General features: G+C 52.3%; 19 protein-coding genes. 10 read left to right on the top strand and 9 right to left on the bottom strand.

The window, feature by feature from the left end:
* Positions 1-167 precede the first annotated feature (167 nt).
* The 5 genes from D3P07_RS11010 to D3P07_RS10990 form a co-directional block, all read right to left on the bottom strand.
* Entirely contained in the window at positions 168-743 is a 576-nt protein-coding gene (locus D3P07_RS11010; RefSeq protein WP_119800276.1) for a hypothetical protein, read from the bottom strand.
* Between the two features lie 19 nt (positions 744-762).
* Complete coding sequence (locus D3P07_RS11005; RefSeq protein ID WP_119800275.1) at positions 763-1,422, bottom strand: hypothetical protein; 660 nt, start codon at positions 1,420-1,422, stop codon at positions 763-765.
* Positions 1,423-1,861: 439 nt separating this feature from the next.
* Complete coding sequence (locus D3P07_RS11000; protein WP_119800274.1) at positions 1,862-3,262, bottom strand: aldehyde dehydrogenase; 1,401 nt, start codon at positions 3,260-3,262, stop codon at positions 1,862-1,864.
* Between the two features lie 88 nt (positions 3,263-3,350).
* Positions 3,351-4,712: an MATE family efflux transporter gene (locus D3P07_RS10995; RefSeq protein WP_119800273.1), complete on the bottom strand. Its 1,362-nt coding sequence runs from the start codon at positions 4,710-4,712 to the stop codon at positions 3,351-3,353.
* A gap of 208 nt (positions 4,713-4,920) precedes the next feature.
* Entirely contained in the window at positions 4,921-6,798 is a 1,878-nt protein-coding gene (locus D3P07_RS10990; RefSeq protein WP_119800272.1) for an LTA synthase family protein, read from the bottom strand.
* 134 nt (positions 6,799-6,932) lie between these two features.
* Between D3P07_RS10990 and D3P07_RS10985 the strand changes: the two genes are divergently transcribed.
* The 4 genes from D3P07_RS10985 (at position 6,933) to D3P07_RS10970 (ending at position 11,767) form a co-directional block, all read left to right on the top strand.
* Positions 6,933-7,613: a response regulator transcription factor gene (locus D3P07_RS10985; protein WP_119800271.1), complete on the top strand. Its 681-nt coding sequence runs from the start codon at positions 6,933-6,935 to the stop codon at positions 7,611-7,613.
* Positions 7,610-8,986, top strand: coding sequence for a sensor histidine kinase (locus D3P07_RS10980; RefSeq protein WP_119800270.1), 1,377 nt, complete (start codon positions 7,610-7,612; stop codon positions 8,984-8,986). Before D3P07_RS10985 ends, D3P07_RS10980 begins: the two co-directional genes overlap by 4 nt.
* A 137-nt stretch (positions 8,987-9,123) precedes the next feature.
* The gene (locus D3P07_RS10975) at positions 9,124-11,301 is read left to right on the top strand and encodes an MMPL family transporter (protein ID WP_259391441.1); all 2,178 of its coding nucleotides are present in this window, start codon (positions 9,124-9,126) and stop codon (positions 11,299-11,301) included.
* A 25-nt stretch (positions 11,302-11,326) separates the two neighbouring features.
* The gene (locus D3P07_RS10970; RefSeq protein WP_119800268.1) at positions 11,327-11,767 is read left to right on the top strand and encodes a hypothetical protein; all 441 of its coding nucleotides are present in this window, start codon (positions 11,327-11,329) and stop codon (positions 11,765-11,767) included.
* A gap of 232 nt (positions 11,768-11,999) precedes the next feature.
* Here the strand turns inward: D3P07_RS10970 and D3P07_RS10965 are convergent, their stop codons facing one another.
* On the bottom strand, positions 12,000-13,766 hold the full coding sequence (locus D3P07_RS10965) for an ABC transporter ATP-binding protein (protein ID WP_119800267.1): 1,767 nt from the start codon (positions 13,764-13,766) through the stop codon (positions 12,000-12,002).
* Positions 13,763-15,520 (bottom strand): ABC transporter ATP-binding protein, encoded by a 1,758-nt coding sequence (locus tag D3P07_RS10960; protein WP_259391440.1) that lies wholly within the window; start codon positions 15,518-15,520, stop codon positions 13,763-13,765. The genes D3P07_RS10965 and D3P07_RS10960 overlap by 4 nt, the downstream gene beginning before the upstream one ends.
* A 119-nt stretch (positions 15,521-15,639) precedes the next feature.
* On the opposite strand from D3P07_RS10960, the gene D3P07_RS10955 reads away from it, so the two are divergent.
* Entirely contained in the window at positions 15,640-16,029 is a 390-nt protein-coding gene (locus tag D3P07_RS10955; protein ID WP_119800266.1) for a DUF4190 domain-containing protein, read from the top strand.
* 30 nt (positions 16,030-16,059) lie between these two features.
* Positions 16,060-16,815: an exodeoxyribonuclease III gene (locus D3P07_RS10950; protein WP_119800265.1), complete on the top strand. Its 756-nt coding sequence runs from the start codon at positions 16,060-16,062 to the stop codon at positions 16,813-16,815.
* A gap of 82 nt (positions 16,816-16,897) precedes the next feature.
* On the opposite strand, the gene D3P07_RS10945 is transcribed toward D3P07_RS10950, so the two are convergent.
* Entirely contained in the window at positions 16,898-17,581 is a 684-nt protein-coding gene (locus D3P07_RS10945) for a TIGR00266 family protein (protein ID WP_119800264.1), read from the bottom strand.
* A gap of 263 nt (positions 17,582-17,844) precedes the next feature.
* Between D3P07_RS10945 and D3P07_RS10940 the strand changes: the two genes are divergently transcribed.
* The 4 genes from D3P07_RS10940 (at position 17,845) to D3P07_RS26985 (ending at position 23,008) form a co-directional block, all read left to right on the top strand.
* Complete coding sequence (locus D3P07_RS10940) at positions 17,845-18,681, top strand: aminoglycoside adenylyltransferase domain-containing protein (protein WP_182914268.1); 837 nt, start codon at positions 17,845-17,847, stop codon at positions 18,679-18,681.
* A 319-nt stretch (positions 18,682-19,000) separates the two neighbouring features.
* Complete coding sequence (locus D3P07_RS10935) at positions 19,001-20,785, top strand: ABC transporter ATP-binding protein (protein ID WP_119800262.1); 1,785 nt, start codon at positions 19,001-19,003, stop codon at positions 20,783-20,785.
* Positions 20,785-22,626, top strand: a complete 1,842-nt coding sequence (locus D3P07_RS10930) for an ABC transporter ATP-binding protein (protein WP_119800261.1) — start codon at positions 20,785-20,787, stop codon at positions 22,624-22,626. The genes D3P07_RS10935 and D3P07_RS10930 overlap by 1 nt, the downstream gene beginning before the upstream one ends.
* Complete coding sequence (locus tag D3P07_RS26985) at positions 22,595-23,008, top strand: hypothetical protein (protein ID WP_119800260.1); 414 nt, start codon at positions 22,595-22,597, stop codon at positions 23,006-23,008. Before D3P07_RS10930 ends, D3P07_RS26985 begins: the two co-directional genes overlap by 32 nt.
* Before the next feature lie 161 nt (positions 23,009-23,169).
* Here the strand turns inward: D3P07_RS26985 and D3P07_RS10920 are convergent, their stop codons facing one another.
* A complete protein-coding gene (locus D3P07_RS10920) occupies positions 23,170-25,101 on the bottom strand; it encodes an FAD-dependent oxidoreductase (RefSeq protein WP_119800259.1) in 1,932 nt (643 codons plus the stop codon).
* Positions 25,102-25,124 lie beyond the last annotated feature (23 nt).

Raw genomic sequence — 25,124 nt, 5'->3', positions numbered from 1 at the left:
TGATCAACAAAAAATGATACTTTACAACGATAATATATAAAACATGGTTGGGTAGACCCAGAAAAGTATAAGTTCTTCCCAGGTTATCAAGCCAGGGGCCGTTTTTTGACATATACAGCTATAAAAAAATAAAAAACCGCAAAATCCGAAACGGATTGCGGTCCATCCTATCGTTGAATAGTATCATAATTTTGAATCTCCGGCGCACTGTTTATGATTTCCTGCGCCAATTTCGGAGCAAAAACCATAGATTGGCCGGCCTTTCTGCAGGCTTTCTCTTCAAATAATCGAACCAATTCTCGCCAAACGGCACATACATGCAGCGGTCGCCGCACCGCGACTGCACGCTCTAAGCCGAGTTTCCCTGCTTGCAGTTGCTCAGGCAGGACTTTCGCACGCTCTAAGCCGTGTTTCTCTGCTTGCAACTGCTCAGGCAGGTCTTTCGCACGCTCTAAGCCGAGTTTCCCTGCTTGCAGTTGCTCAGGCAGGACTTTCGCACGCTCTAAGCCGTGTTTCTCTGCTTGCAACTGCTCAGGCAGGTCTTTCGCACGCTCTAAGCCGAGTTTCTCTGCTTGCAGCTGCTCGGGCGGGTCTTTCTGGCGCTCTAAGCCGTGTTTCTCTGCTTGCAGCTGCTCAGGCAGGACTTTCGCACGCTCTAAGCCGTGTTTCTCTGCTTGCAGCTGCTCAGGCAGGTCTTTCGCACGCTCTAAGCCGATTTTCTCTGCTTGCATAACTTGCTGCATGCAACTGCACCGCTTGCTATCAAATCTGATTCCGTACCAGCTTAATTGCACGTTCATCCAGTTGGTACTCGTGATGCCGAATACGGTCATTTCTCATTGGTTTCAGCAAGCTTTTCTCCGTCATAGATTTCAGAACGCCTCTACTCACGTCAGCGCTTCTTCCTAACCACTCGCACACATCCGCAACTCGAACCGTTCGTTCAAGTAGAAGCGCATTCCGAACAACCTCGCGTTCATAAAGTGTAAGCCCTCCGTTAGCTGCATTTCTGTTCTTGCCCAGAAACTCATAAAGCGCACTCCTGCAGACTTCCGGCTTTTTGTTCATTTCATCCCATGTATATGGATAATACGTAATGCCTTTAGAAGCCATTGACCTTACCCGATTGCGTTCAAAATCAAAGCGATCGCGCGTGATGTTCTCCGCATGTGCCACAAAGCCCTCGCTTTCAAACGCAATACGATTCGGCTCATAGTAAGCATCCACATACATCGTCACACCCGTAAAAGTTACAAGCTCATACTGCATAATAAAGCCTTTAAACGAACCAAAGACTGGCCAAAGCACCTCCTTAAACATCTTCTCTTCGCCAATCATTTCCTTCTCTAGCATCTCTAATCGCCTCCCGGTTGCATCGCGCTTCTGTGCTTCAACAAAATTCCGAAACTCCTTTTCGAACATCGTACCGCCTCCTCTTAATTTCAATAAAAAAGCCGCCTACCTCCATCAAGGAGGTAAGCGGCGTGTTCCTCACGCACATATTTGCTTCATATAACACACTTTGATGATTACAGTTTAGTCCAGTGTAGCCTATTTTACAATGCATTCCTTAGAACCAAAATATAAGTACGCGGATTTTAAAATATAAGAACATGAGTTGAAAATCCCTATACTCGATCGTAACAAATGCAAAGACATTTCTATACTAGTAGCCATCTGCTCACTGAAACCGATTTTGATCCTAATAGCGAAAATGTACTACAATGACAAATTGTTATTAATGCCACGCCTATGCAGTCGTTCTATCCGTATCCTAACAACTCTAATGTCCCTACACCATGCCAAACCCAAAATATCGAAAAAACTTCATCCATATTAACACCTATTGCCCAAAATGGAGCTACTTCAGCACCTTGCGGAACAGCTTCAGCTTGCCTTCGTATGGCGGGAACAGAATGCCCGGCTCGAACCTGGTGCTGCGCTTCAGCACGCTTTTGTGATGCGAGAACAAGTCAAAGCTATGCTTGCCGTGATAACCGCCGATGCCGCTATGGCCAACTCCGCCGAAGGGAAGGTGGTGGTTAATGATATGTGAAAGCGTATCGTTCACGCAGCCGCCCCCGAAGGAGAGCGTGCCCATCACGCGGTCCTGCACGCCGCGATCCTCCGAGAACACATATAGCGCTAGCGGCTTGGGCCTGTTCCGCACCTGAGAGATCGCATCTTCGAGGTCAGAATAAGTGAGCATCGGCAGCAGCGGGCCAAACAATTCATCCTCCATCGAAGCAGCCTCAATCCTGCTGTCCTCCGCGTTCCCCACATCAAGCAAGGTCGGCTCGATGTATAGATCATCCCGGTCAATTCGTCCGCCATGAGCGATACGACTCTGGTCATGCTGCAGAATGGATGCAAGCCGGTCGAACTGCCGCTCATTGATGATTCGGCCATAGTCGGCGCTTGCTTGTGGATTGTCTCCATAAAAGGAGCGGATAATCTCCTGCAGCTTACGAGCAAAAGGCTCCTTCACCGATTCATGGACGATCAAATAGTCCGGCGCGATACAGGTCTGGCCCGCATTCATCCACTTGCCCCATGCGATCCGCTTGGCTGCCAGCTCCAGGTTCGCAGTCCGGTCGATAATAGCCGGGCTTTTGCCCCCGAGCTCCAGCGTGACCGGCACCAGATTGCGAGCGGCTGCTTCCATCACAATCTTTCCGACAGCACCACTGCCTGTGAAGAAAATATAGTCAAATGGCGCATGGATCAGCGCCGACGTTATATCCTTATCTCCTTCTACAACCCGAATATAAGACTTGTCGAAGGTGTCTTCAATCATTCGCGCTATAACGGCTGATACATGAGGCGAGCTTTCGGAGGGCTTGATGACCGCACAATTGCCAGCAGCTATAGCGCCAAGCAGCGGCTCCAGGACGAGCTGAACCGGATAATTGAAGGGACCGATGATCAGCACCGTACCATACGGCTCTGGAATAATTCGGCTCTTCGTGCCGAATAAATGAAGCGGAGCCCTTACCCTCTTCGGCTTCATCCATTTGCACAGATTCTTGATCATATAAGAAATGCTGCCGAGTACAAGCCCAATCTCGGAACCGTAAGCTTCCGTCTCGCTCTTGCGCAAATCCTTGTACAACGCGTCCAGCAGGTCTCGCTCATAAAGAACAATTGCAGATTTCAGCTTATTCAGCTGCTCCATTCGAAAAGCCGCATCCGCAGTCATGCCTGATCGAAAGAATTGTTTATGCTCCTCCAGCATCTCCGTTACGCCAAGATTAGCCGCCATATGCTCCGCCCCCTCATCTACATCCGTCGCATGCGATCCTTCACTACTTAGTTGCATTCTCCGCCAAGCGCTGCAATTCCTTCCCTGCTTAGCTACTAGTTGCCTGTTGAAGACTCTTCTGGATGCGCATAAGCCGCAGCATGAATCCAACCGCAGCGAACGTCAGGCCGAATATAATGCCTACCCAGAAGCCGTAGGCCCCCATGTCTGTGTAAGCAGACAGCAGATAGCCCGAAGGCAAGCCGACAACCCAATAGGAGATAAAGGCGATCAAGAATGGCATCTGCACATCCTTATAGCCGCGGAGCACGCCAAGCAGCGAGGCTTGAGCCGCATCCGAGATTTGATAAAAGATGGCGAAAATCAGAAACTGGGCAGCCAGCACCGCTACATCCGAATCCTGCGTGTACAAGTAAGCGATCGGCTCGCGAAGGAAAAACAGCGCAATGGCAGCCAAGCCCATCAACCCTACCCCACCGCCTACACCGAGCAGACTGTACTGCCGTGCAGCCTTCATCTTCCCGCTACCCACGGAGTAACCGACCACAATCGTAAGCGCCATGGAAATGCTGAGCGGCACCATAAAGACGAGCGACGAGAAGCTTAGCGCAATCTGATGCGATGCAATCGTTCCCGTATCGAAGAGCAGCCCCATCAGCAGCGTCACGACAGAGAAAATGCTGACTTCGAAAAAGATGCTGAGTCCTATCGGTATGCCGATTGTAAAAATCTCCTTCCACGCTTTCCAAGAAGGCGCAGCCCATTCAATAAACAGACGATAAGAACGTACAGCCGGCACTTTGAACGTCATCATGATGCTAATGAGCAAAATCAGCCAATACGTGATCGCCGTTGCATACCCCGCGCCAATACCGCCGAATGCAGGCACGCCGAGCTTTCCGAAGATGAACATATAATTAAGCAGGATATTGAACGGCACTGCAATAAGCGTGATAAACATGGATATCCGTGTAAACCCCTGCGCATCAAAAAAGTACCGCAGCACATTGGAAGCAAAGAGCGGCACAATGCCGAACAGCAGCGCAACCAAATAATAAAATGAAATATGGGCCACCTTATCCTCCATACCCATCAGGCCAATGACCGGCTTGAACAGGAAGCAGCCCGCTATAGCAACAACCAAGGCCACCATGAACGAGACATACAGGGCTTGGCTAATAAACCTGGCAATGCCATTCTGCTTGCCGCTGCCGACCATCTGAGACACAATCGGCGTTACCGCCAGCAGGATGCCGTTAATTCCCGTTATAATAGGCATCCACAGGCTGGACCCAATCGCTACGCCGGCCAGATCCTCCGTACTGACCCATCCCGACATGATCGTATCGGACAGGTTCATGGCATACAGTCCAAGCTGAGTCACCATAATCGGCCATAATATTTTTAATAGGAGCTTTGTTTTTTCTCCCCAAGTCTCTGCATGATACATCTCTATTCCCCTTTATGACTGAAATATTGCATATTGCTTAATGGCTTCATGCATGAGCATGATGCTGCTGGTTAGCAGACTGTTTCCCCCTATTTGCTTAACGACCGTTCGTAAATCAATTTATATACTCTATCACGCACCGATATGAAAGACAATAACCAAAAACACCCTCCGTAACCGGAGGGTGCCTGGATTCATTCGAGCTGTGCTAACGTTGAGGCAGCAGCTTCATATATTCATCCGAGAGCTTCATCAGCTCAAGCACATAATCGTAGTCCGAGCGGTATTTGCTGAAGTCCTTGACCGGCTCAAGCGTCTTCAGGTCAATGGCTGTACCGTCCTCAAAGCCTTTTCCCGGTACAAACATAATTTCATCGTTGAAGAACGTGCCGGTTGGCATATAGTATCTCATGCCTATCACATTTTTCTTCGCATTCAGCAAGTCCTGGCCGAAGACGGTATGGCCTTCCTCCTTCAAGGAAATGCCCAGCAGGTTCACAATCGTCGGCATCATGTCAACCTGTCCTGCCACATTCTCCATCGTCTTGCCTTCCACGCCCGGAACATGCACAAGGAAAGGAATGTTGAAACGGCTAACCTGGTCATGATAATTCACACCCAGAACTTCCTCTACCCAGGCCGGATCATTCTCCTTGGTCTGCAGGCCGAAGTGATCGCCGTATGCAACGAGAATCGTATCTTCCCATATGCCTTTTTCCTTCAAGTTCTCAATAAAATCGCCAAGCGCTTTATCCGTGTAGTTGATCGCCGTCACATAATGGCCCATCTGTGTACCGCTTAATTCTGGCGGCAGCTTAATGTTCAGAAACTCCGATTTCACCCAGAACGGGTGATGGCTGGACGTCGTCACGAATTGCGCATAGAACGGCTTACCTTCATCATGAAGCTCCGTCACCCGCTCCAGACCAACACGATACATCTCGCCATCAGAAGCGCCGAAGCCGTTAAATTTATCGTCCTTGAAGAATGGCCTGTCGTAATATTTGTCAAACCCAAGGGCAGGATATAGCTTATTGCGGTCCCAAAACGTTACGTCATTGACATGGAACGTATTTGTAGTGTAATTCTGCTCGGCCAGCAACCGCGGCAAGCTTGGAATTTTCCTGTCGCCATACCCTTTGGACATCGCAATCGTTCCGGTCGGATATACGCCGGTATTGGAAATAAACTCGGCATCGGAAGTATTGCCTTGTCCGATCTGCTGGAATGTTTTAGGGAAATAGAAGCTTCCGTTCGCAATCAGATCATTGAGTACAGGTGTAACTTCTTGTCCATTCACTTTCAGGCCGATCATCAAATTCTGGAACGACTCGAGCTGAATGACAATAACGTTTTTACCCTTCGCTACACCATAGAAATTCGGAGTCCCAGCTTCGACTGAGCCGCCGCCATAGAAGTTCTCCTCCAATTGCTCCAGCGCTTGTTTCGTCTCATCGGTCGATCCGTTTTTGATCGCGGTGTTTTCTTTATTCTCCTTCACAGCCGTTGCAATCTGATAATTCAATACGCCAAGGCGCTCCGCCTGAACCAGCTCATTGGATATATCCAGATCCGAGCGAATATAGAAGAACGATGCGCCGATCGCAATGATAAGCGCTGCACCTACATAAATCGGCTTAGCTGCCGGGCGGCTTGCCGTCTTATCTCCCTTGCTTCGAAGAGACAGCACATACAAGACGAGCAGAATCGCCAAGTCCAGGAACAGCACATAAAACTTCAGCTCAATCGCCGATTCGACGCTCTCCTTAACTTGTCCAACCTGACCAAGTCCATGCAAGGCCGTATAAGTCGGGATACTGCCGAAGAATGAATAATAGACCGAGCATGCAAAGAGCAGCAGCGAGATGACAGCGTTGCCGACGCCCATGACTGCCGTCTTCCATCTAGAAGTCGTAATCAATTCCAGGACACACAGCAGCACCAGCACCGCTGCCCCGTCGGACAGCAGTCTGTCTATCTGTACACCGTCAAACGTAAATTGACGAAACAAAGCCATTTTCAACATAATAAGAATAAAGGTTGTCCAGAATGGTGCTTTGCGGTAAACGTTTAATATCGAATTCATTGTTCTCACTCCTTCATGCTCCCTTTCCAAAAAGAAAAACCGTCCCAATTGACGGTCTCACGTATCATAAATGTTAACACTATATTAACGTATTTCAGTAGAGAAATAAATAGGGAATGACAGGAGGCTTCACCATGAAAGTACATATCCTGACGGCAGACGACGATCCGCATATCCGCGAGTTGCTGGGGTTTTATCTGCGCAAGGAGGGTTATGCGGTATTCGAAGCGGAAGATGGTTCCGCCGCAGCCAGCCTGCTGGAGCATACCCCGGTCCATCTGGCGATCGTGGACGTTATGATGCCGCTTAAGAACGGTCTGGAGCTATGCGAGGAAATTCGCCGCTACTATGATATCCCGGTTATTCTCCTTACAGCCAAGGGCGAGCAGCGGGATAAAGCAAAAGGCTTTCTCTCTGGAACAGATGATTATATCGTGAAGCCCTTCGAGCCGGAGGAGCTGCTCTACCGCGTAAAGGCATTGTTGCGCCGCTATCAAATGGTGTCTTCCGATGTCATTACACTGCGTCACACCATCATCGACCGCAGAAGCTACGAAATTACGGTTCAAGGCCAGCAGATGCAATTGCCGCTTAAGGAGTTCGAGCTGCTGGCCCAGCTAGCCGCGCATCCTGGACAGCTGTTTACTCGCGAGCAGTTGTTGCGGCAAGTATGGGGCGAGGATTATAGCGGCGACAGCCGTACGATCGATGTCCATATTAAGCGGCTGCGCGAACGGTTCACAGACATAAGCGACGATTTTGTCATCACGACTGTAAGGGGCATTGGCTACAAGCTGGAGGTGCTATCCAGATGAAGACCTTATATATTCGCATCGTCGCGATCTTTATTCTTATCACGCTTATTAGCTCTATCTTGGCGTTATTCATAGCGAACGCCTACTATAACAACCGAATGAAAACGTACACTCAGGATAAAGTGCTGCCTGTCGCCGAGCAGGTTCGGCATCTGTACGAAGGGTCATCGGATCAAGATATCGGGACCTTCATGCAGCGCATAGGATCGATGGGATACCAAATTTACCTGGTCGATAAAAGCGGGAATGGACAGGTCTATGGCTCCCCTTTCAAGCATTCCCAATTTGATCCAAGCATTGCGGAAGACGTTCTAGCAGGCACACCTTACCTTGGGAAGCATGAAGAGCGGCGATTTCTGGAAATCATGGGCTACTTCGAAAACAGCATCCGCAATACGGTTGGTCTCCCGCTAAAGTCCGGCGAAGAGATCTATGCGATGTTCTTGCGTCCCGATCTGCAAAATCAGCTTGGTGAAATCCGCATTCTTCTCGCCATACTTCTGGGCCATGCTTTTATCCTTATTTTAGCCCTTATCATCATTCTGACCCGTACAATCGTCGAACCTCTGAAAGCATTAAAAGCCGCTACTCGCAAAATCGTCGGCGGCAACTATAAGATCGGACTGGATGTGAAGCGCCGGGACGAGATTGGCGATCTGGCGAGAGATTTCTCGCATATGGCTCAAAGCCTGGAGAAGCTTGATGACATGAGAACCGAGTTTGTCGCGAATGTCTCACATGAATTTCAGACTCCCGTCACATCCATTCAAGGCTTTACCCAAGCGATACTGGATAACAAGACTACAGAAGAAGAGGAACGCCAATATCTAACAATCATTCATGAAGAGTCGCGGCGCTTGTCCTCGCTCAGCAAGCAGCTTCTTACGCTTGCGGCACTTGATAAAGAAACAACGCTCACTCGAAGAGAACCCTTCCGTCTCGACGAACAAATTCGGCAAGTGCTCATTGTTACGGAGTGGCAATGGTCGAAGAAGGGGCTGGAACTGGTTCCCGAGCTCCCTGAAGTGATGATTACTGCCGACGAGGGGCTGCTTTATCATGTATGGATGAATTTGATTGCCAACAGTATCAAGTTCACCGGGACCGGAGACCGCATATCCATTGCGATCAGCATTGACCGGCATATTGTCGTCACCATCTCCGACACTGGCGTCGGCATATCCGCTGATAAGCTTCCCTATATTTTCGACCGATTCTATAAGGTCGACCAGGCAAGAGGCCGTACGCAAACTGGAAGCGGTCTTGGTCTCTCCATCTGCCGCAAAATCGTTGAACTTCACGGCGGCACCATTGAAGCTGCCAGCGAACCAGGCGAAGGAACCCGCTTCATCGTTACACTCCCCTATTTGTAATACTCCGTTCATCATTCGTTCATATTCCTGTTCTACGATTAGCCATATCGCTAGAACAGGAGGTGTATCGAACACTCATGCATTTCTTCCTTTATGGACTGGCCCGCTTAGTCAGCAGTCGAAAAGGCAGTGCTTGGATGATTATTCTTTGGCTTGTGTTTGCCATAGGACTGTCTTCCCTTGCGCCCGGTGCCAAGGAGCACGCCATCAGCAGCAGCGAAGACAGCATCCGGCTTAATTCTCCCTCCGCCATAGCGCGCGAGCTGACGGAGAAGCATTTCCCTTCGGATGACGGGCTTGTCGCTCTACTTGTGTTCCACTCGGATACCGCTATTACAGATGAACAGCGGGCATCCATTGCCGGGATCAGCGAATGGCTGTCTTCCGAACAGAAGCCGCAGTATCTGTCCGGCGCTATGCCGTATCATCTCTTCCCGCCGGATACCCAGAATCGCCTGTATTCACTAGACGGCAGCACCATACTGCTGAACGCTGCTCTTGTGAAAGGAGCCGACTCCAAGGCGATCAGCGCTACGCTTGACGAAATACGCAGCTATGCGGATACGGTCGGACTTCATGGGATGCGACTGGAGACGACCGGGCCTGCCGGAATCGCTTCAGATACGACCAAGCTGTTCCAAGACGCCGATATGGTGCTGCTCTTCGCAACGGTCGCCCTTATTCTCGTTATACTCGTCGTCATATACCGCTCTCCTTTGCTTGCCTTGCTGCCGCTCGTCATTGCAGGTGTCGTATATGCGGTCGTTGACCGAGTGATTGGAATCGCCGCCGCGAATGGATGGATTGTCGTTGACAAGCAAGCGATCTCGATCATGATGATTCTTCTATTCGCCGTATTGACCGACTATTGCTTATTCGTTGTCTCCCGTTACCGGGAGGAGCTGGCGCGGCTTGGCTCGAAGCACGATGCAATGAAGGCGGCCATGATCGGCGTCGGCGAGCCTATTCTATTCAGCGGCGGTACCGTTCTGCTTGCCGTCACTACCCTATTCGCCGCTGTCTTCCAGCCGTATCATTACTTCGCGCCTGTATTCGCTATCGCGATGGTCATTATTCTGCTGGGAGGACTGACGCTTATTCCCGCCGTATTCACACTGGCAGGCAGAGCAGCGTTCTGGCCGTTCAAGCCGAGGCTCGCAGCCGCACAGAAGGGCCGAGAAGGATTATGGTCGAGGATCGGCCGCATGGTTACAAGACGGCCCGCAGTTGTATCTATTGGAGTGGCCGGCATTATGCTTATCACGGCTGCCAATGCGACAGGCATTCAATTCTCCTTTAACTTAATGAAGTCATTCCCGGAGGAGCTTTCCTCCAGACAAGGCTTCGAACTGTTGGAGGAGCACTTTCCCAAAGGGCGGCTTGCACCTGTAACCGTGCTGCTAGAAAATGACGGAGAGCTGGAATTAACAGAGCCTTTCATGAACAGCTTGAGACAATTGGCAGCACGTATGAAAACTGTGGAAGGCATAGATAACATAACGCCTGATCCTGCAACGATCGCTGCGGCTGGCAAGTCGTCTTCCCTCCCGCGCGATTTTCTGGCCGCAGATGGCAAAGCGATCAAGTTTGAACTGACGCTAACCGAACATCCCTATGAACCAGAAGCATTGGCGACGGTAAAGCAGCTTCGCGATTCAGGCGATCTTCTCCTTCGTGACAGCGGGATTAATCCGGGCAGCACAAAGCTTCATTTTTCCGGAGGGACAGCGCAACAGCTCGACGTTCGGGATATGAATCAACGGGATATCCTTGTGGTATTCTCCCTTGTTATTGGGCTGATTGCCATTATGCTCGTCTTTCAAGCCAGATCGATCCTCATTGCCCTGACGATGATGGTCACGATGCTCCTATCCTACGCCGCGTCATTCGGTATCGGCTGGGTCATCCTGCACAATATTCTGGGGTATGATGCCATCAGCTATCGCCTTCCGCTCTATGCCTTTGTGTTCTCCATTGCGCTTGGCGTCGATTACAACATTATGCTGGTATCCCGCATTACGGAGGAGGCACGCAAGCGCAGCTGGAAGGAAGCCGTCAAAGTAGGCGTGTCGCGCACGGGCAGCGTCATCTCCTCTGCCGGCGTCATACTGGCCGCAACCTTCTGCGTACTGATGACACAACCTTTGCAGGAGCTATTCCTGTTCGGACTGATTATGGCAATCGGCATATTGCTGGATACGTTCATCGTACGGGGCATGCTTCTCCCGTCTTTACTCGTGCTTCTGGAGAGATGGCTGCCCGTCCATCGCCCGCTCATTCATAAAGGGCAAGATTCCTATACGAACAGAACTTAATTCATTGACATGGAGGTCATTCTATATGTACGGATATTTATTATTTTCTCATTTGGCAGGTCTCATGGTATGGGTAGGCGCCATCCTGGCCGTCATCGTCATGCTGTTCATGCTGAAAAGCCAGCTTGGCAAGCCGGAGGCGAACAGTCTGTCCAAACGCATTATCAGCGTGTTCAGCCGGTTCGCTCATCCCTCAGCGTTCGTCGTGCTCGTAAGCGGCGTCATAATGATTATTCAGCTCGATATGGGCTCGGATAAGCCATTCTGGCTCGATATGATGGAGAAGGCCGGCGGTACGATTATATTGCTGTTCCTGATTGTAGTAGGCATCATGGGCGGCAAGTTAAAGAAACGTCTGCAAGCCGCGGCTTCCACCAGCGTGTCCATCTCCTCTTATGTTACATCTCTTGCGATTTCTCTGATTGCCATTTTGGCGGTCGTTCTGATTGTAAGCTTGAAGCTGTAAGCATGGCATACGGCGTTGACACCGAGAAACCATGTCACACTAAGCTCGTATACAGTTCTAGACTAGGCTTTACAAAGAAGCCTGAGCATTAAGAACTTATTATCTATTATTAAATAAAGTCATTTTAGAATCCATTCCATTACGATAAAAGTGCGAATAGCAATACGCCAAAACGCCGCTTCACGCGGACGGGTCGACCGTCTGCTCCAAAGCGGCGTTCTTCTGCTTTTATTTAGTTCTCATCGCCCTTCCACAATCGACGGAACGATTCGTTTGACGCTAGCAGTTGCTCCAGCTTCCCTTCCGCCTCGATTCGTCCGTCCTTCATCATCAGAATATGGTCGGCTTGCGCAAGCGCAGTCTTCCGGTGCGAGACGACAAGGCAGGTCGCGTCGCCGCGCTCCTGGAACAATCGTGTCCAGAGCTTCTGCTCCGTCTCGACATCCAGCGCACTGGACAGATCATCGAACACATACAGTTCGGCTTCCCTGACCAGCATCCTTGCGGCAGCGGTACGCTGTGCCTGACCGCCCGACAGCTTGACGCCGCGAGGACCGATAACCGTCTGGAGCCCAAGCGGCAAGCCTGCCAGATCTTCCGTCATGACCGCCGTATGGATGGCCCGCTGCAATTCATCGCCCTCGCTCGCTAGGCCGAGAAGAATGTTCTCCTGCAGCGTGTCGCTATACAGCCTCGGAACCTGCGCCGTATAAGCGCTGCGAGGGGGGATGAAGAACGAACCCGGATCCTCCACCAGCTGACCGTTCCAGCGGATATCCCCGCTATTCTTCGGCAGCAACCCCAGCAGTGTGCGTACAAGTGTCGTTTTGCCCGATCCGATCGGGCCGGTCACGACCGTAAAGGACCCCCTCTTCAGCTTCAAATCAAGATGCTCGATGCCCCGTCCCGTCTCAGGATACCGGTACGTTAATCCCTCCACGGTAAGCTGCTGAAGTCTCTCACTGGAAGCCAGCGGCTCTGTCTTAGCTGTTGCTGCACCATCGTGCTTGCGGAGATGGAGCGGCTTGAACGCTGTCAGCAGCCTGGCCGGAGCGCCTTGCAAAATCCAAGTCAATCGGGATAAGGCTACGCCCATCTGCTTGAAATAGGTTAGAAACTTGCCGAAATTGGAAATGAACTGCGTAACAAAGGTCAAGTAGTATACGAACAACGCAAAGTCGCCTACCGCAAAGTCTCCGCCTCGCATCTTGCTTCCTGCCAGCAGAAGGATAAAACCTGTTCCCAGATTGACCGTATTGGAGAAAATCGAATCCAGACCCTCAGTCATCAGCTTATCCTTCAGCATCGTCTTACGGCGGGTATCGTTCAGCGACCGGAAGCGATCCACGACACGTTTCTCCGCACCGGCGACCTGAATGGCCTGTACATTGCCGAACATATCGCTGATAGCGCCCGTAACCTGGGATGTTGCCTCGCGACTCGCAGAGCGGTACTTCTGCAGCCTCGTCGTCGCCAGCTGGGCGGCAATCACGACCAGCACCAGCGGCAAAAAGACAAGCATCGTCATCTGCGCGTCAATACGGACGAGGATAAAGCAGGCTACCGCCGCAAAGCAGGTCATGCCAAATACGTCTACCGACCAGCTTACCGCTTCCTCCGACTGATCCACATCATCGCGGAAATGGCTGATTGCCTCGCCCGGCGAGCAAGGGATCGCCTTCGCACCCGGCTCCTTCAACACATGCTCCAGCAAATTGCGGCGAAGCAGCATGCCCATGCGGAAGCGGAAGTTCACATCTGTAATAAATCCGATCCAGATGCTTGCGCTCCTTGCGATCGCCGCGCCAAGCAGCAGCGCGATAATCGTACCTGTCCCGATAGCAGCCGCGCCGCTTAGCTCAAGGGAATCGAAAAACATCTTCATAATGAGGCCTGGGAAAATCGGCATCAGATAGATGATCGTCCACATCAAGGCATTGGCGATATACCGGCCTTTGCGATAACCGATCAGCCTCATCATATATTGGAATGAACTCATACTGTCGCCTCCTCCAGTCCCGCCGCGAGCATGCGGCTGAATCTTGAGGACGGATCGCTGGCCAGCTTGGCCCTCTCACCGGATTCCACCATGCGGCCTTGCTCCAATATCACAATGCGGTCCGCCCGTTGAATCGTTGCAAGGCGATGCGCAATAATGACGCAGGTTCGCTCTCGCAGCAGCTTGTCGATCGCCTTCTCCAATCGATGCTCCGTAATGGGATCAAGCCGCGAGGACGCCTCGTCCAGAATGACGAGTCCAGGATTGTTCAGAAATACCCTTGCAAAGGCAAGCAATTGCGCTTCGCCCGCCGACAGGCTTCCTCCTCCCGAATCCAATCGTGTATCGAGACCCTCCGGCAGCGAATCGTACCAGGAGGCCAATCCCAGTTCATGGAGCACCTCAATAATGGATTCGTCCTTTATTCCTTCATTATAGAAGGTCAGATTGTCTCTTACGCTTCCCTGTATAATCTCAATGTTCTGCGTAACAAGCGCAACCTTATCCCTGACTTCCGATAATCGGCAATCCTTAATATCAATGCCGCTCAGCTTGATCATGCCTTGCTGAGGATCATAGAATCGGAGCAGCAGCCTGCCAATCGTCGTCTTGCCGCTTCCGGTCCTTCCCAGCAAGCCAAGCACTTCGCCGGGCTTCAACTGAATATCCAGATCGGAGAGCGTCGGCTGCTCGTCATATCCAAACGTTACACGGTCGATATGTACGGCCAGCGGCCCGTCTGGCAGCGTGTCCCCACGCCCGTCCTGCACTTGGGGCTGGAGAGCGAACAACGCCTTGATCCGCTGCAGACTTGCGTCCGCCTTCTGCAGATCCTCGATCTGTGTTCTGATCTTCTCGATCGGCTTCGCCAGCAGCTCCGTGTAGAAGAAGATCAGATAGACGGTTCCGATCGTAATGCTCCCCGCCTTCCATAATACAGCGCTAATCGCAAATGCCATCGCATTGCCGAGCGCAAACACGATTATGGTCGTAATCCACATCGATGCGAACCCGAGGAACGCCTTTCTGCGCAGCGGAAGCATCCGGCGAAGCAGCGAATAGAAGCGGCGCATGACGAAGCCGGAAGCGCCGTTGGCGCGGGTATCCTCCGTTCCTTCCAGATGCTCGCCGATAAAGCCGTAAAACTCCGCGTTCACGCCTCGCCAATTCTGCCAGACGGGAGCCGCGTACTTGCGAATCCATTGGATAATGAACATAGCGAATACGACGAATAAAAGCATGCCCGCACCGATCCACATATTTTCGCGGAACAGTAGGACGATAATGCCGATCATCAAGATCAGGTTGCCGGCCAGGTGGATAATAAAGCTGGAGAAAAAATTGGCCAGTGCATTTACATCCCCATCTACCCGCTCAATTAACGAGCCCGATGTATTGGACTTGTGAAACGACATATCCAGTCTAAGACAATGCTCTGCAAGATCGCCTCTTAGTTTATTTGTCGTGCGCCATGCCAAATTCTCGCTTACATATGTTGCGATAACACTAATGACTTGCCCGATTAAAGAAAACCCGATAAAAAGAAGAGCCGCGTACACAAGCAGCTCCAGCGGTTTATCCGACTGGGCCGTATCGATAAAGTAACGGATAATTTGGGGGCTGATAAGCTGTATGCCTATCGAAATAAACAACAATATGGCAAGGCCGATCAAAGTTGACTTCTGAGGAAGCAAGTAACGGCGTAACATACTGTAATAATGGCTGACGGATTCAGGCCCGGCTTTCTTCTTCATGATGGTTCCTTTCCTCTCTTGCTTGACAATCTTTTGTTGTATGCAATAGACATGTTTGATATGATTTTTACAGATTAGGCGCGCATAAGTCGCCTGGTTAGACAAAAGGAGGAAACGCGTTGAGTCACTATCAGAATGACGACCAGCAGCAACAACAAAACTATCAATCGGGCGGCTATTCGCAGCAGCAATCGCACTATCAGCAGCCCCCGCATTTTCATCCTTATTATCAACCGCCCAAAACAAACGGAAAATCGATTGCCACTTTGGTACTAGGCATCTGTTCAATCATTATTCCTTATGTCGGCTTTCTTCCCGGCATCGTAGGCATCATCCTCGGCGCAATGTCGCTCAAGGAGATCAAGCTATCAGGGGATCAAGGACGCGGTCTTGCGATCGGCGGCCTAGTCTGCAGCATTATCGGCACGATACTCTGGGGCATTCTTTTATTGATCATCTTGTTGGCGTTCGTGTTTATCGCCTCGGAAAGCAATAGCTATTATTACTAAATTGAAATCGTTAAGAAGGAGCCTTACCCGATGACCACATTAATATCCTGGAACGTGAACGGTCTCCGAGCTTGCGTCAATAAAGGCTTTTTGGATTATTTCGCCTCTACCGGCGCCGACTTCTTCTGTCTGCAAGAGACGAAGCTCCAGCTGGGGCAAATCGATCTTCCGCTCGGGGACCAGTACCGCCAATATTGGAATTATGCCGAGAAAAAAGGCTATTCCGGAACGGCGATCTTTACTACAAAAGAGCCCTTGTCGGTCTGGTATGGCCTGGAGGAAAACGAAGAGTTCGAAGGCAGGGTCATAACGCTAGAATTCGAAGACTATTATCTGGTTAATGTCTATACGCCTAATGCAAGACGGGATCTCTCTCGCCTCGACTATCGGCTGGAGTGGGAGAATCGGTTCCTCAGTTACATCAAAGGACTCGACAGCCGCAAGCCTGTTATCATATGTGGAGACCTTAATGTCGCCCATCAGGAGATCGATCTGAAAAACGCCAAGTCCAATCATGGCAATTCAGGTTTTACCGCAGAGGAACGCTCCTGCATGACCAAGCTGCTTGCATCCGGCTTTGTCGATTCGTTCCGCTACCTTCATCCCGATCGGACGGACGCCTATACCTGGTGGTCTTTCATGCCGAAGGTGCGGGAGAGAAACGTAGGTTGGCGCATCGACTACTTCCTTGTATCCGAGCGACTGGCTCCAAGCATAACCGATGCTCGTATTGATGCAGCTGTCATGGGCAGCGACCATTGCCCGATCAGCCTTACCCTCGAATAAAGAGGTCCTTCTTCATGAAAACGGATGAATGCCGCCCATCTGCATGAAGAGGGACCTTCTTTCATTAGCATTCTGCCTGCGGTCAGCTTGATGAAGTCGGTATGTATCGCTGTATCCAATTGCCGAATGCTCCGGGATTCCGGCTCTGAATAAGCACAGTTCCTTCCCCGCGGAACCGGCAAACGAGCATCTCTCCGCTCTTCCAGCTGGACACCCAGCCCTTCGAGGACTTCTCAATGCTGTAGGCCATGTTACTCGGCCATGCGACCAGATGTCCGTTATCAATGACAATCTCTTCACCGGGTCCCAGCTTTACTTCATGAATGGCGCCGAAGGAGGATAGGAACACCGTACCCCGGCCTCTCACCTCAACCACGAAGAAGCCCTCGCCCGAGAACAGGCCTCTGCTCAAATTTTGCATTTTGGTACTGACTTCAATCCCGTCTGTCCCCGCCAGGAATCCGTCCTTCTGCACAAGCAGCGTATATGAGCCGTCCAGTTCTACAGCTTCAATATCGCCTAACGTCCTGGGAGCCAGCGTCAGCTCACCTCCGCCCCGGGCGGCATTCACTTCTTGGAAGAAGAAGCTCTCTCCGCTCAGCATTCTGCCGAGTCCCCGCATAATACCGCCGTTGGTCGTGCCACTCAGCTCAAGCGTTGAAGACATGGATACCATAGCGCCAGATTCCGCCTTCACACTTTCGCCTTGCCCAAGCTTCAGACGAAGCATGGCGAATGCGCCTTTGTTCAGCACCTCATATTGCAAGCCTTCCCCCTCCTTTGAATGAATTAATGAATCTATTGTTTGTTCGTAGTTGTCATTCATTCTCATACCTATTCAGTATACTGGATAAACGCGAACATGTGTATTTATTTCCATTGTATGCCCTGACCCGTATCCAGACAAGGTAGAGATTGACTATAGCCTTTGTTTTACCTTGCGCGGTCAAACCAGCTTGCTTTAAAGTTCAGATTATCACATGCATACGGCTGCTTGGATGCAGCAAACGTATGAAAAGGAGAACGACAATGAAAGGTTTGCATTGGGAGGACAGCCCGCCGGATATTAGGCGCCAAGCCCTCCTCATCAACAATTATATGAACGATTTCTTAGGAGATACACTAATAGGCCTCTACGTGCACGGCTCCCTATGCCTGGGCGCTTATCATCCCGGACGCAGCGACCTGGATATGCTGGCGGTCATCAATCGGCCGCTGACACCAGACGAGAGGCATCAGTTAATCATTGCCTTTCTGATGTTTCACCGTACGCCTGCGCCAGTCGAAGTGAGCATCATGCTGCATGAAGATCTCAAGCTATGGAAGCATCCGGCCCCCTACCAGCTTCACTTTAGCGATTATTGGAGAAAACGGTATGCGGACATGGCTTATTGGGACAACAGGAGCTTCTGGCATGAACAAGGCGAACGTACTGATTCGGATCTGGCTTGCCACATAACGCTTACCCGGCAGCTTGGCATCGCCTTGTACGGCCCGCCACTTGCCGCCATCTCCTCTGCCGTGCCGGAGCCGCACTTCTGGGATTCGCTGCGCAGCGATGCCGAGTCTCTGATGACCCCATCCGCTTCTGAGGATAAGGAGTTGCGAATAGTTGACGCTGCGGAGGCGATGGGCGTCCTGACTTTGGCTCGGATCTGGTCCTACCGCGAGACGGGCCTGATCTATTCCAAGCTGGAGGCTGCCGAATGGGCGATGGCTCGTCTCCCGGAGAAGCAGCGTCCCATTATTAGCGGAGCCATTGACATCTATTTAGAATCCGCCCGCTCCTATTCATGCCCGAATCAGCATTGGAACGAGCTGCGCGCCCTGCTTCTTGCCTCTTGTCCGCTTTCGTATGTCGTCTAGGACTACGGGGCTTTCTGCCCAGCCCCAAGTCCGGGGACGACACTTCTCGGCTTCTGCCATTCGAGTCATACGCCCATTCCCCCGCTGAAACAACAGCCTGGCTACCGTACCTGCTTTCATTGCCGTGTTTATGCAGTTACCTTTTTGCCTATCATCATCTCGCACGTCCGTATCTCTGAGCTGTTTCATCAAATGCAGCACAGGGATGCTTGGTTCGCATCTCCGCCTGAAGATGTATGGCCCATTCATACCGAAGGGGCTATTAAGTTCTGCCCATTTATGACATTATTGGTTATAGAACACTTTCGGAGGTGCGAGTTTGAATACTTCATCGAAGCAGGGCTCATCCCTTTCTATCATTATTCTTATGCTGAGACGCGCTAAGAAGCAATGGCTCTCCTATACCGGTGTCAGCATGATCGCCATTGTCGCATCACTGCTCCCGGTCGGCTGGGCTGAGGCGATGCGGCGGCTCTTCGATGCGGCATATGCGCTGGACGGCAATGCCTTGTCGATAGCGGCACTCTGGTTCGGGGCCATATTCGCCGCCGAGCTTCTCATTTCGTTCGTGCAAGCCTTTCTGATGCAGCGCTTATCCAACCGGACGACGCTCAATCTTCAGCGCGATATTCTAAACGGGTTATTCATCATGCGGCTGGTGAAATATAACAGCTGGCATACCGGCGACAAGCTTCAGCGGATGAACCAGTCAGCTGTCAGCGCACAAGCCGGACTGAATGAGAAGCTGCCTGAGCTCGTGCAGAACGTTCTGTCCATCGTGTTTTTATTCGCGTATTTAACTGTGCTGTCCTGGCAGCTGATGGCGGGCGCACTTGTCGCCGCACTGCTCATACCGCTGTTAAGCAACATGCTCGGCAAGCCTATCCGGATTAATCAAGAGCGGACAAACACGGCTCAAGCCGAGACGGATGCCGCCTTGCTGGACCAATTGCAAGGTGCGGAGGTCACCCGCAGTTTCAATAGACGTAAGGACTTTAATCAGAAATGGGTACAGCAAGTGGAGATAACAAGGCGCCGCTGGCTTCGAACGGATATGTACCGCGCCGTCACCAATTCTGCCATCATGATTGGATTTCTCTTCGGACAAACCTATATTTTCGGCATGGGCGCCTGGATGGTCGTCCAGAGTACACTAGGCATCGGAGCAATAGCAGCCTTCATTCTCTCCTATGAACGAATTATTTTCCCGCTTGCTCACATTGCCAACACATGGGCAGCGGTACAGGACGCCATTGCCCATGCGGGCCGTGCGCTGGAACTGGCGGAACAACCTGCCGACTCCAACGCCCGGCAATCCGGCAACGGCGACGAACCGCCGGGGTGGACCCTGGATGCAGACATCAGCCTTGAGAGCTGTACGTTCCGTTATGACGGCAATCCTGTGCTTCAGAGCTTCACTGCGACCTTCCGCCACGGACAGAAGACGGCGATTGTAGGCCCAAGCGGAAGCGGCAAGAGCACGCTCCTTAAGCTGCTGCTCGGTCTGTACCCGCCGGATGAAGGCATCATCCGGCATGGCGCAACCCCGCTTCATGCAGGCAATTGGAAGCAGTGGCGCGACCATGCGGCTTACTTGCCTCAGGACTCTGTTATTCTCGACGCCACCGTCGCTGACAATATCCGCATCGGCAAGCTTGATGCGACGGACGAGGAAATCAGGCAGGCCGCCCTGCTCGCCAATGCGCATTCCTTCATCAAAGACTTGCCGGGTGGATATGAGCATCGTCTGGGCGAAGGCGGCGGGCGACTCTCCGGCGGACAAAAGCAACGGCTCGCGCTAGCCCGGGCATATATCCGCAATCCGCGCGTGCTGCTGCTCGACGAACCGACAAGCGCGCTTGATGCCGCTAATGAAGCGGCCATGCAGGAAGCGCTGCGAACCATCGCCAAGGGCCGTACTGTCATTGTGGTTGCCCATCGTCTCTCCACCGTGCGGGATGCGGATTGCATCTTATATGTGGAGGATGGTCAGTGTATGGAATCCGGTACGCATCAGGAGCTCATGCAGATGCAAGGCCGCTACGCTGCACTCGTTCAAGCAGGCGACTGGCAGGACAACGATACCGAAGGGAGGACGGCCTGATGAGACAAGTGCCGCAGCTTAGCGCCACTCCGCGCATCCGGGAGCTTATTCCGCTGCTATGGAGCCGGCTCGGCAGCAGCCGGACGTTGTTCGTACTGGCGATACTGCTCTGCCTGACCGATCTGGTCATTCACCTGCTTATTCCGATGATGATGGAATTTTACTTTAATTTTTTGGAAACGGGTGAGTTGGACAAAGTAAGAAACTTGCTCATCGGCTTTAACATTGGCTTGCTTGTGCTGACTGTGCTGGGACTGATCGGGCATTATCTCAAGCAAAACAATATGAGCATCCTTCACCGCAATGTCGCGCTTGATTTGGCCGATCATGCGCAGCGGCTGCCGCTGGAGAAAGCGCAAGCTTCGCATTCCGCCGATTTGCAGCAGCGTATTTACTGGGATTCCAATAAAGTTACTCTTCTGCCGGTAACGATCTTTAATAATATGGGCACCCAAGTTCTCATGCTTCTCTTTGCCTGCATCTATATGTTCACGCTGCAATGGCAGGTTGCGCTAGGCGTCATCCTGCTCATGCCTCTATGTCTGCTAGGCAGCCATCTGCTTCGCCATCGTCTGATGAACATCGGCAAGCGGGTAGCCGATCAGGAAAGCGTGCTGAAGCAATGCCAGCAGGATGCCCTTCAAAGCATGGATATGCTGAGGGCCTTCGATGCCCAAGAATGGATGACGGACCGATTCGTTCATGAACGCGAGAAGCTTAACGATCTGTATATGCGCAGAATGTGGTGGCAAGCGCTTGTCCAATCGCTGTCCGTTACATCCGCATTGCTGATCGCGTGGGGTACAATTCTTGTCGTGGCTTGGCTTGCCGTAGAGGGTAAAATTCATATCGGAGCACTAATGGCGTTCTTCATCCTCATCTGGAGAGTTTATAATCCGCTGCTCGCACTGGGGCAGCTATGGGGACAAATCCAGGAATCCAAAGGCGCCGCCATTCGAATCGCCAGCATATGGAATGCGGAGAAAGAACCGGAGCATAATGGGGAAACCAATAGGTCAACAGACGGTCAGGAAGCCAGTCTGACTTGGCACAACGTGCAATTCGGCTATGATGAGCATGCGGGAATTCAAGAGGCCGAGAAGCGGTCACTGTCGGACGAAAGGGCGTCAAGCCCTCTTCTCCTTGACGAGTTCAAGCTTGCGCTAAGGCCAGCTTCGTTCATGGCAATCGTCGGATCAAGCGGCTCAGGCAAATCTACGGTCGCCAAGCTTGGGGCCGGACTCCTCTTCCCTACCTCCGGCACTGTAAAGGTATGCGGAGCCGCTACCGTAGAGAGCGCAGAGCAAGCGAGGCAATATGTCTCCTATGTGCCGCAGCGGCCTTATCTCTATGCCGGGTCGATCCGCGATAATCTGCTGATGGCGAAGCCGGATGCAACCGAGGCGGAGCTAATTGAAGCGGCGATGATTGCGGAAGCCCATAGTTTCATTCAAGCCCTGCCGGAAGGCTATCATACCGTCATGAGCGAGCATGGCAATTCGCTCAGCGGAGGACAGAAGCAGCGGCTGGCTATTGCGAGAGCGGTGCTTGCCGACCGGCCTGTCTGGATCTTCGACGAGGCGACCTCCGCGCTGGATCTGGAGACGGAACGCAAGGTGATGGAGGCCATTCTGAAGCGAGCCAAGGAACGCGGAAGCTCCGTGCTCGTCATCGCCCACAGGCTGACGACAGTGCAGGAGGCCGATACGATTGTTGCGATGGAGAACGGCGCGATCGTCGAAGCCGGCACCCATGCCGAGCTGCTGCATCTTGAAGAGGGACTCTATCGCAGCCTATGGCAGCAGATGGATGGCAGCCGCGCCGCCCTGCATACCGCTTAACTCGGAACAACTGTCGGATTCCGCTATGCCGGGGACACTGCGAGCCGTATGCGCCAAAGCGTCAGCCGCGCCCGGCTGTGAAGCCCGCAGCACTTTCCGTATTCCGGACGGCACCTCTCTGACTCTGCGGTCGATCCGTCTTGACGATCGGCAAGGGGGCGTCAGGTGGCTACGGCATCGCTGTGCAATTCGAGCTGACGAAGCCGTCCGAAATTCTCCGCTGCTTGCCAAAGCCTTATGCATTGACCTCGCGCGAGAGGTTACGGAGCTCATTCCGTGGCGCCTCGACCAAATGACAAAGCGGCAGACCAAATTCCGGTCCACCGCTTCAATGCTTGAACTATCGTCTCTGGCAGCGCAACATGTCCATAAACAATTTTAGTGAGCTGGAAATCCATTTCTTGGGTTTGGGCCCCTGGTTCATGCAACCAAAAGAAAGAAGGTTGTCCCTCGTCATTCGATGATGACCTCTGAACGTCATAGAATCGCGAGTTCGATATGATCTCCCAATCGTATCCAATCGTATCCAATCGCTACATTCGCTTATTCATATACGACACCAACATAATGCTGCACAATATCCCGCACGAGCGAGAACGTCTCCCCATTCGTCAGCTTATTCGGGTCGGCAATCGTTTCGATCGTCTCCGCCGCCAGCCAGCCCCGCTTCTTCAATTCATCCAGTGCAGAGTCGCGGCTTACTTCCACTCCTGCCGTAACGGCCGCACCGTAGGCTAGCTGATCCAAGGTGAGCGGAAGCTGGCCCGGCTCCTCCAGTCCCTCTAACGCCGCATAAGGATTGCCCTTGAAGAAATCAGGATGAATCGTCTTCACCATCATCATGCTATTGGAGAAATGCCCGGCCATCGCCCCCGCGTCAAGCTGGAACGCTTCATTATAATCGCCGCCGAATGTCAGAAGCATGCTGACCGCCGCAAGCAATCCCTTGTAGTGCTTATGCTTCATATAGTCGGGCTCCTTGAAGCTGGCGCGAGTGAGGTCCATCCCCTGCTCGGTTAGCCGACCGCGCAGCTCACCGATCGCTTCCTCGGACTTCGACAGCTCGCGGAAGGTCATGCCTCTCTCCGCCGCCAGCTTGGCTGCGACGCCTGCCGCCTGGCCGGTCGCCATGCCCAGAGGTATGACGCGTGCGCTGCCATGCGGGATACTGTCGAAGCTGGCTGCGCGCCCTACAACCAGCAATTGGTCCACCTCCAGCGGAACCAGCGAGCGGAACGGAACACCATACTGCTTGGGCGCTACAATTATGGCTCCCCTGTCGACAGCGTTAATCCGCTGAATGTCCACTTTGTAAGAGCCGTAGGCTATAGCGTCCCAGAAATCCCGATTGTCAACCACATCAACGGCAGTCAGCCGGTATTCGCCTTGCATATGCCGCGTCTCCCGTACGTACAGCTCCGGCGCTGTGCCCGCAAACTCGACGTTCTCCAGCTGCTTGTACGTCTTGCGTAGATACTCCGTAATAAGCGGCGCTTCCTCGCTGCCGATCTCCAGCGCTTCTTGTACAGACGCAGGGTCGAGCGGATCGATATCGAAAATATGCATAGCATTGATAAGCACCGTCTCATCGTTCTCCCTGCCGACGTTAAGCGCGCGTATGCCCACGCGATCGGGATTGGAAGAGACGTAATCCCGGGCCGCCTTGAATCCCCATGCGCTCATCTTGTCGATGCCCGTGCCGTCGCCGATCGTCGCGAAGGAATCCCATACCTCCTGCGTAACCCCGCTCAGCCGGAAAACAAGCGTAACCGCCATCTGCGCGTCCGGTCTGCCGATATCGGCCCTTCCGATCGTATAAGGCACACCCGCCGCAGCCGCAATATCTCCATCCTGCGTTGCATCGATAACGGCCGCAGCTCCAACCTGCTTGGCCTCTCCCTCCCCGGTCACGATGTTTAATCCGGTTATGCGCTTCGCCTCACCGGAAGTGAGAACGATCGGCTCCATAGAACGAACCTTCATCAGCAAATCGATATTCGGCTCCGCCAAGACCATCCGGTAGAATACATTGGCTGCCGTATGCGTATCGAAGGAAGTGCCTTCGATCTGGTCATACCACTCCTGGAAGATTCCCTTGTTCAGAAATTGATGCTTGTCTGAGAGCTTCGACTGCTCCGGCGAATAATTCAGATCAAGCGAATTGAGCCAGCCGATCGTCATGAGTCCACCTAATATATCTCGATCGCGTCCGTCTACGAGCAGTACGGACAAGCCGTTGCGCGCAGCAGACAATGCCGCCACGATCCCCTCCGGGTCGGTGCCCGCCACAATGAGATCATAAGCAGGCTGAAGCTTCCCCACCGAGTCCACCTTGATCAGCGCTTGCCTGAGATTGGAATTGCTCGTATCGGTCTTCTTCTCGTATAGCATCCACCCCGCCATGCCGCCCGCCGCCAGCAGGCAGAAGACGAGCACAGCGACAGCCGCAGCCACTTTCCTGTTTTTCCTCCGCATAAAGCCTCCCTATTTTAACGCTT

Source organism: Paenibacillus sp. 1011MAR3C5 (assembly GCF_003591485.1).
In the GTDB taxonomy this organism is placed as follows: domain Bacteria; phylum Bacillota; class Bacilli; order Paenibacillales; family Paenibacillaceae; genus Pristimantibacillus.
This window is presented reverse-complemented; position numbering and strand designations above follow the sequence as displayed.

What these genes read in the sequence shown, in the direction of transcription:
- D3P07_RS11000 (WP_119800274.1), bottom strand. Translation starts at nt 3,262, where the DNA reads ATGGCGGCTAATCTTGGCGTAACGGAGATGCTGGAGGAGCATAAACAA.
- D3P07_RS10930 (WP_119800261.1), top strand. Translation starts at nt 20,785, where the DNA reads ATGAGACAAGTGCCGCAGCTTAGCGCCACTCCGCGCATCCGGGAGCTT.
- D3P07_RS10920 (WP_119800259.1), bottom strand. Translation starts at nt 25,101, where the DNA reads ATGCGGAGGAAAAACAGGAAAGTGGCTGCGGCTGTCGCTGTGCTCGTC.
- D3P07_RS10960 (WP_259391440.1), bottom strand. Translation starts at nt 15,520, where the DNA reads ATGAAGAAGAAAGCCGGGCCTGAATCCGTCAGCCATTATTACAGTATG.
- D3P07_RS10950 (WP_119800265.1), top strand. Translation starts at nt 16,060, where the DNA reads ATGACCACATTAATATCCTGGAACGTGAACGGTCTCCGAGCTTGCGTC.
- D3P07_RS26985 (WP_119800260.1), top strand. Translation starts at nt 22,595, where the DNA reads ATGGCAGCCGCGCCGCCCTGCATACCGCTTAACTCGGAACAACTGTCG.
- D3P07_RS11010 (WP_119800276.1), bottom strand. Translation starts at nt 743, where the DNA reads ATGCAGCAAGTTATGCAAGCAGAGAAAATCGGCTTAGAGCGTGCGAAA.
- D3P07_RS10970 (WP_119800268.1), top strand. Translation starts at nt 11,327, where the DNA reads ATGTACGGATATTTATTATTTTCTCATTTGGCAGGTCTCATGGTATGG.
- D3P07_RS11005 (WP_119800275.1), bottom strand. Translation starts at nt 1,422, where the DNA reads ATGTTCGAAAAGGAGTTTCGGAATTTTGTTGAAGCACAGAAGCGCGAT.
- D3P07_RS10940 (WP_182914268.1), top strand. Translation starts at nt 17,845, where the DNA reads ATGAAAGGTTTGCATTGGGAGGACAGCCCGCCGGATATTAGGCGCCAA.
- D3P07_RS10985 (WP_119800271.1), top strand. Translation starts at nt 6,933, where the DNA reads ATGAAAGTACATATCCTGACGGCAGACGACGATCCGCATATCCGCGAG.
- D3P07_RS10975 (WP_259391441.1), top strand. Translation starts at nt 9,124, where the DNA reads ATGATTATTCTTTGGCTTGTGTTTGCCATAGGACTGTCTTCCCTTGCG.
- D3P07_RS10965 (WP_119800267.1), bottom strand. Translation starts at nt 13,766, where the DNA reads ATGAGTTCATTCCAATATATGATGAGGCTGATCGGTTATCGCAAAGGC.
- D3P07_RS10980 (WP_119800270.1), top strand. Translation starts at nt 7,610, where the DNA reads ATGAAGACCTTATATATTCGCATCGTCGCGATCTTTATTCTTATCACG.
- D3P07_RS10995 (WP_119800273.1), bottom strand. Translation starts at nt 4,712, where the DNA reads ATGTATCATGCAGAGACTTGGGGAGAAAAAACAAAGCTCCTATTAAAA.
- D3P07_RS10990 (WP_119800272.1), bottom strand. Translation starts at nt 6,798, where the DNA reads ATGAATTCGATATTAAACGTTTACCGCAAAGCACCATTCTGGACAACC.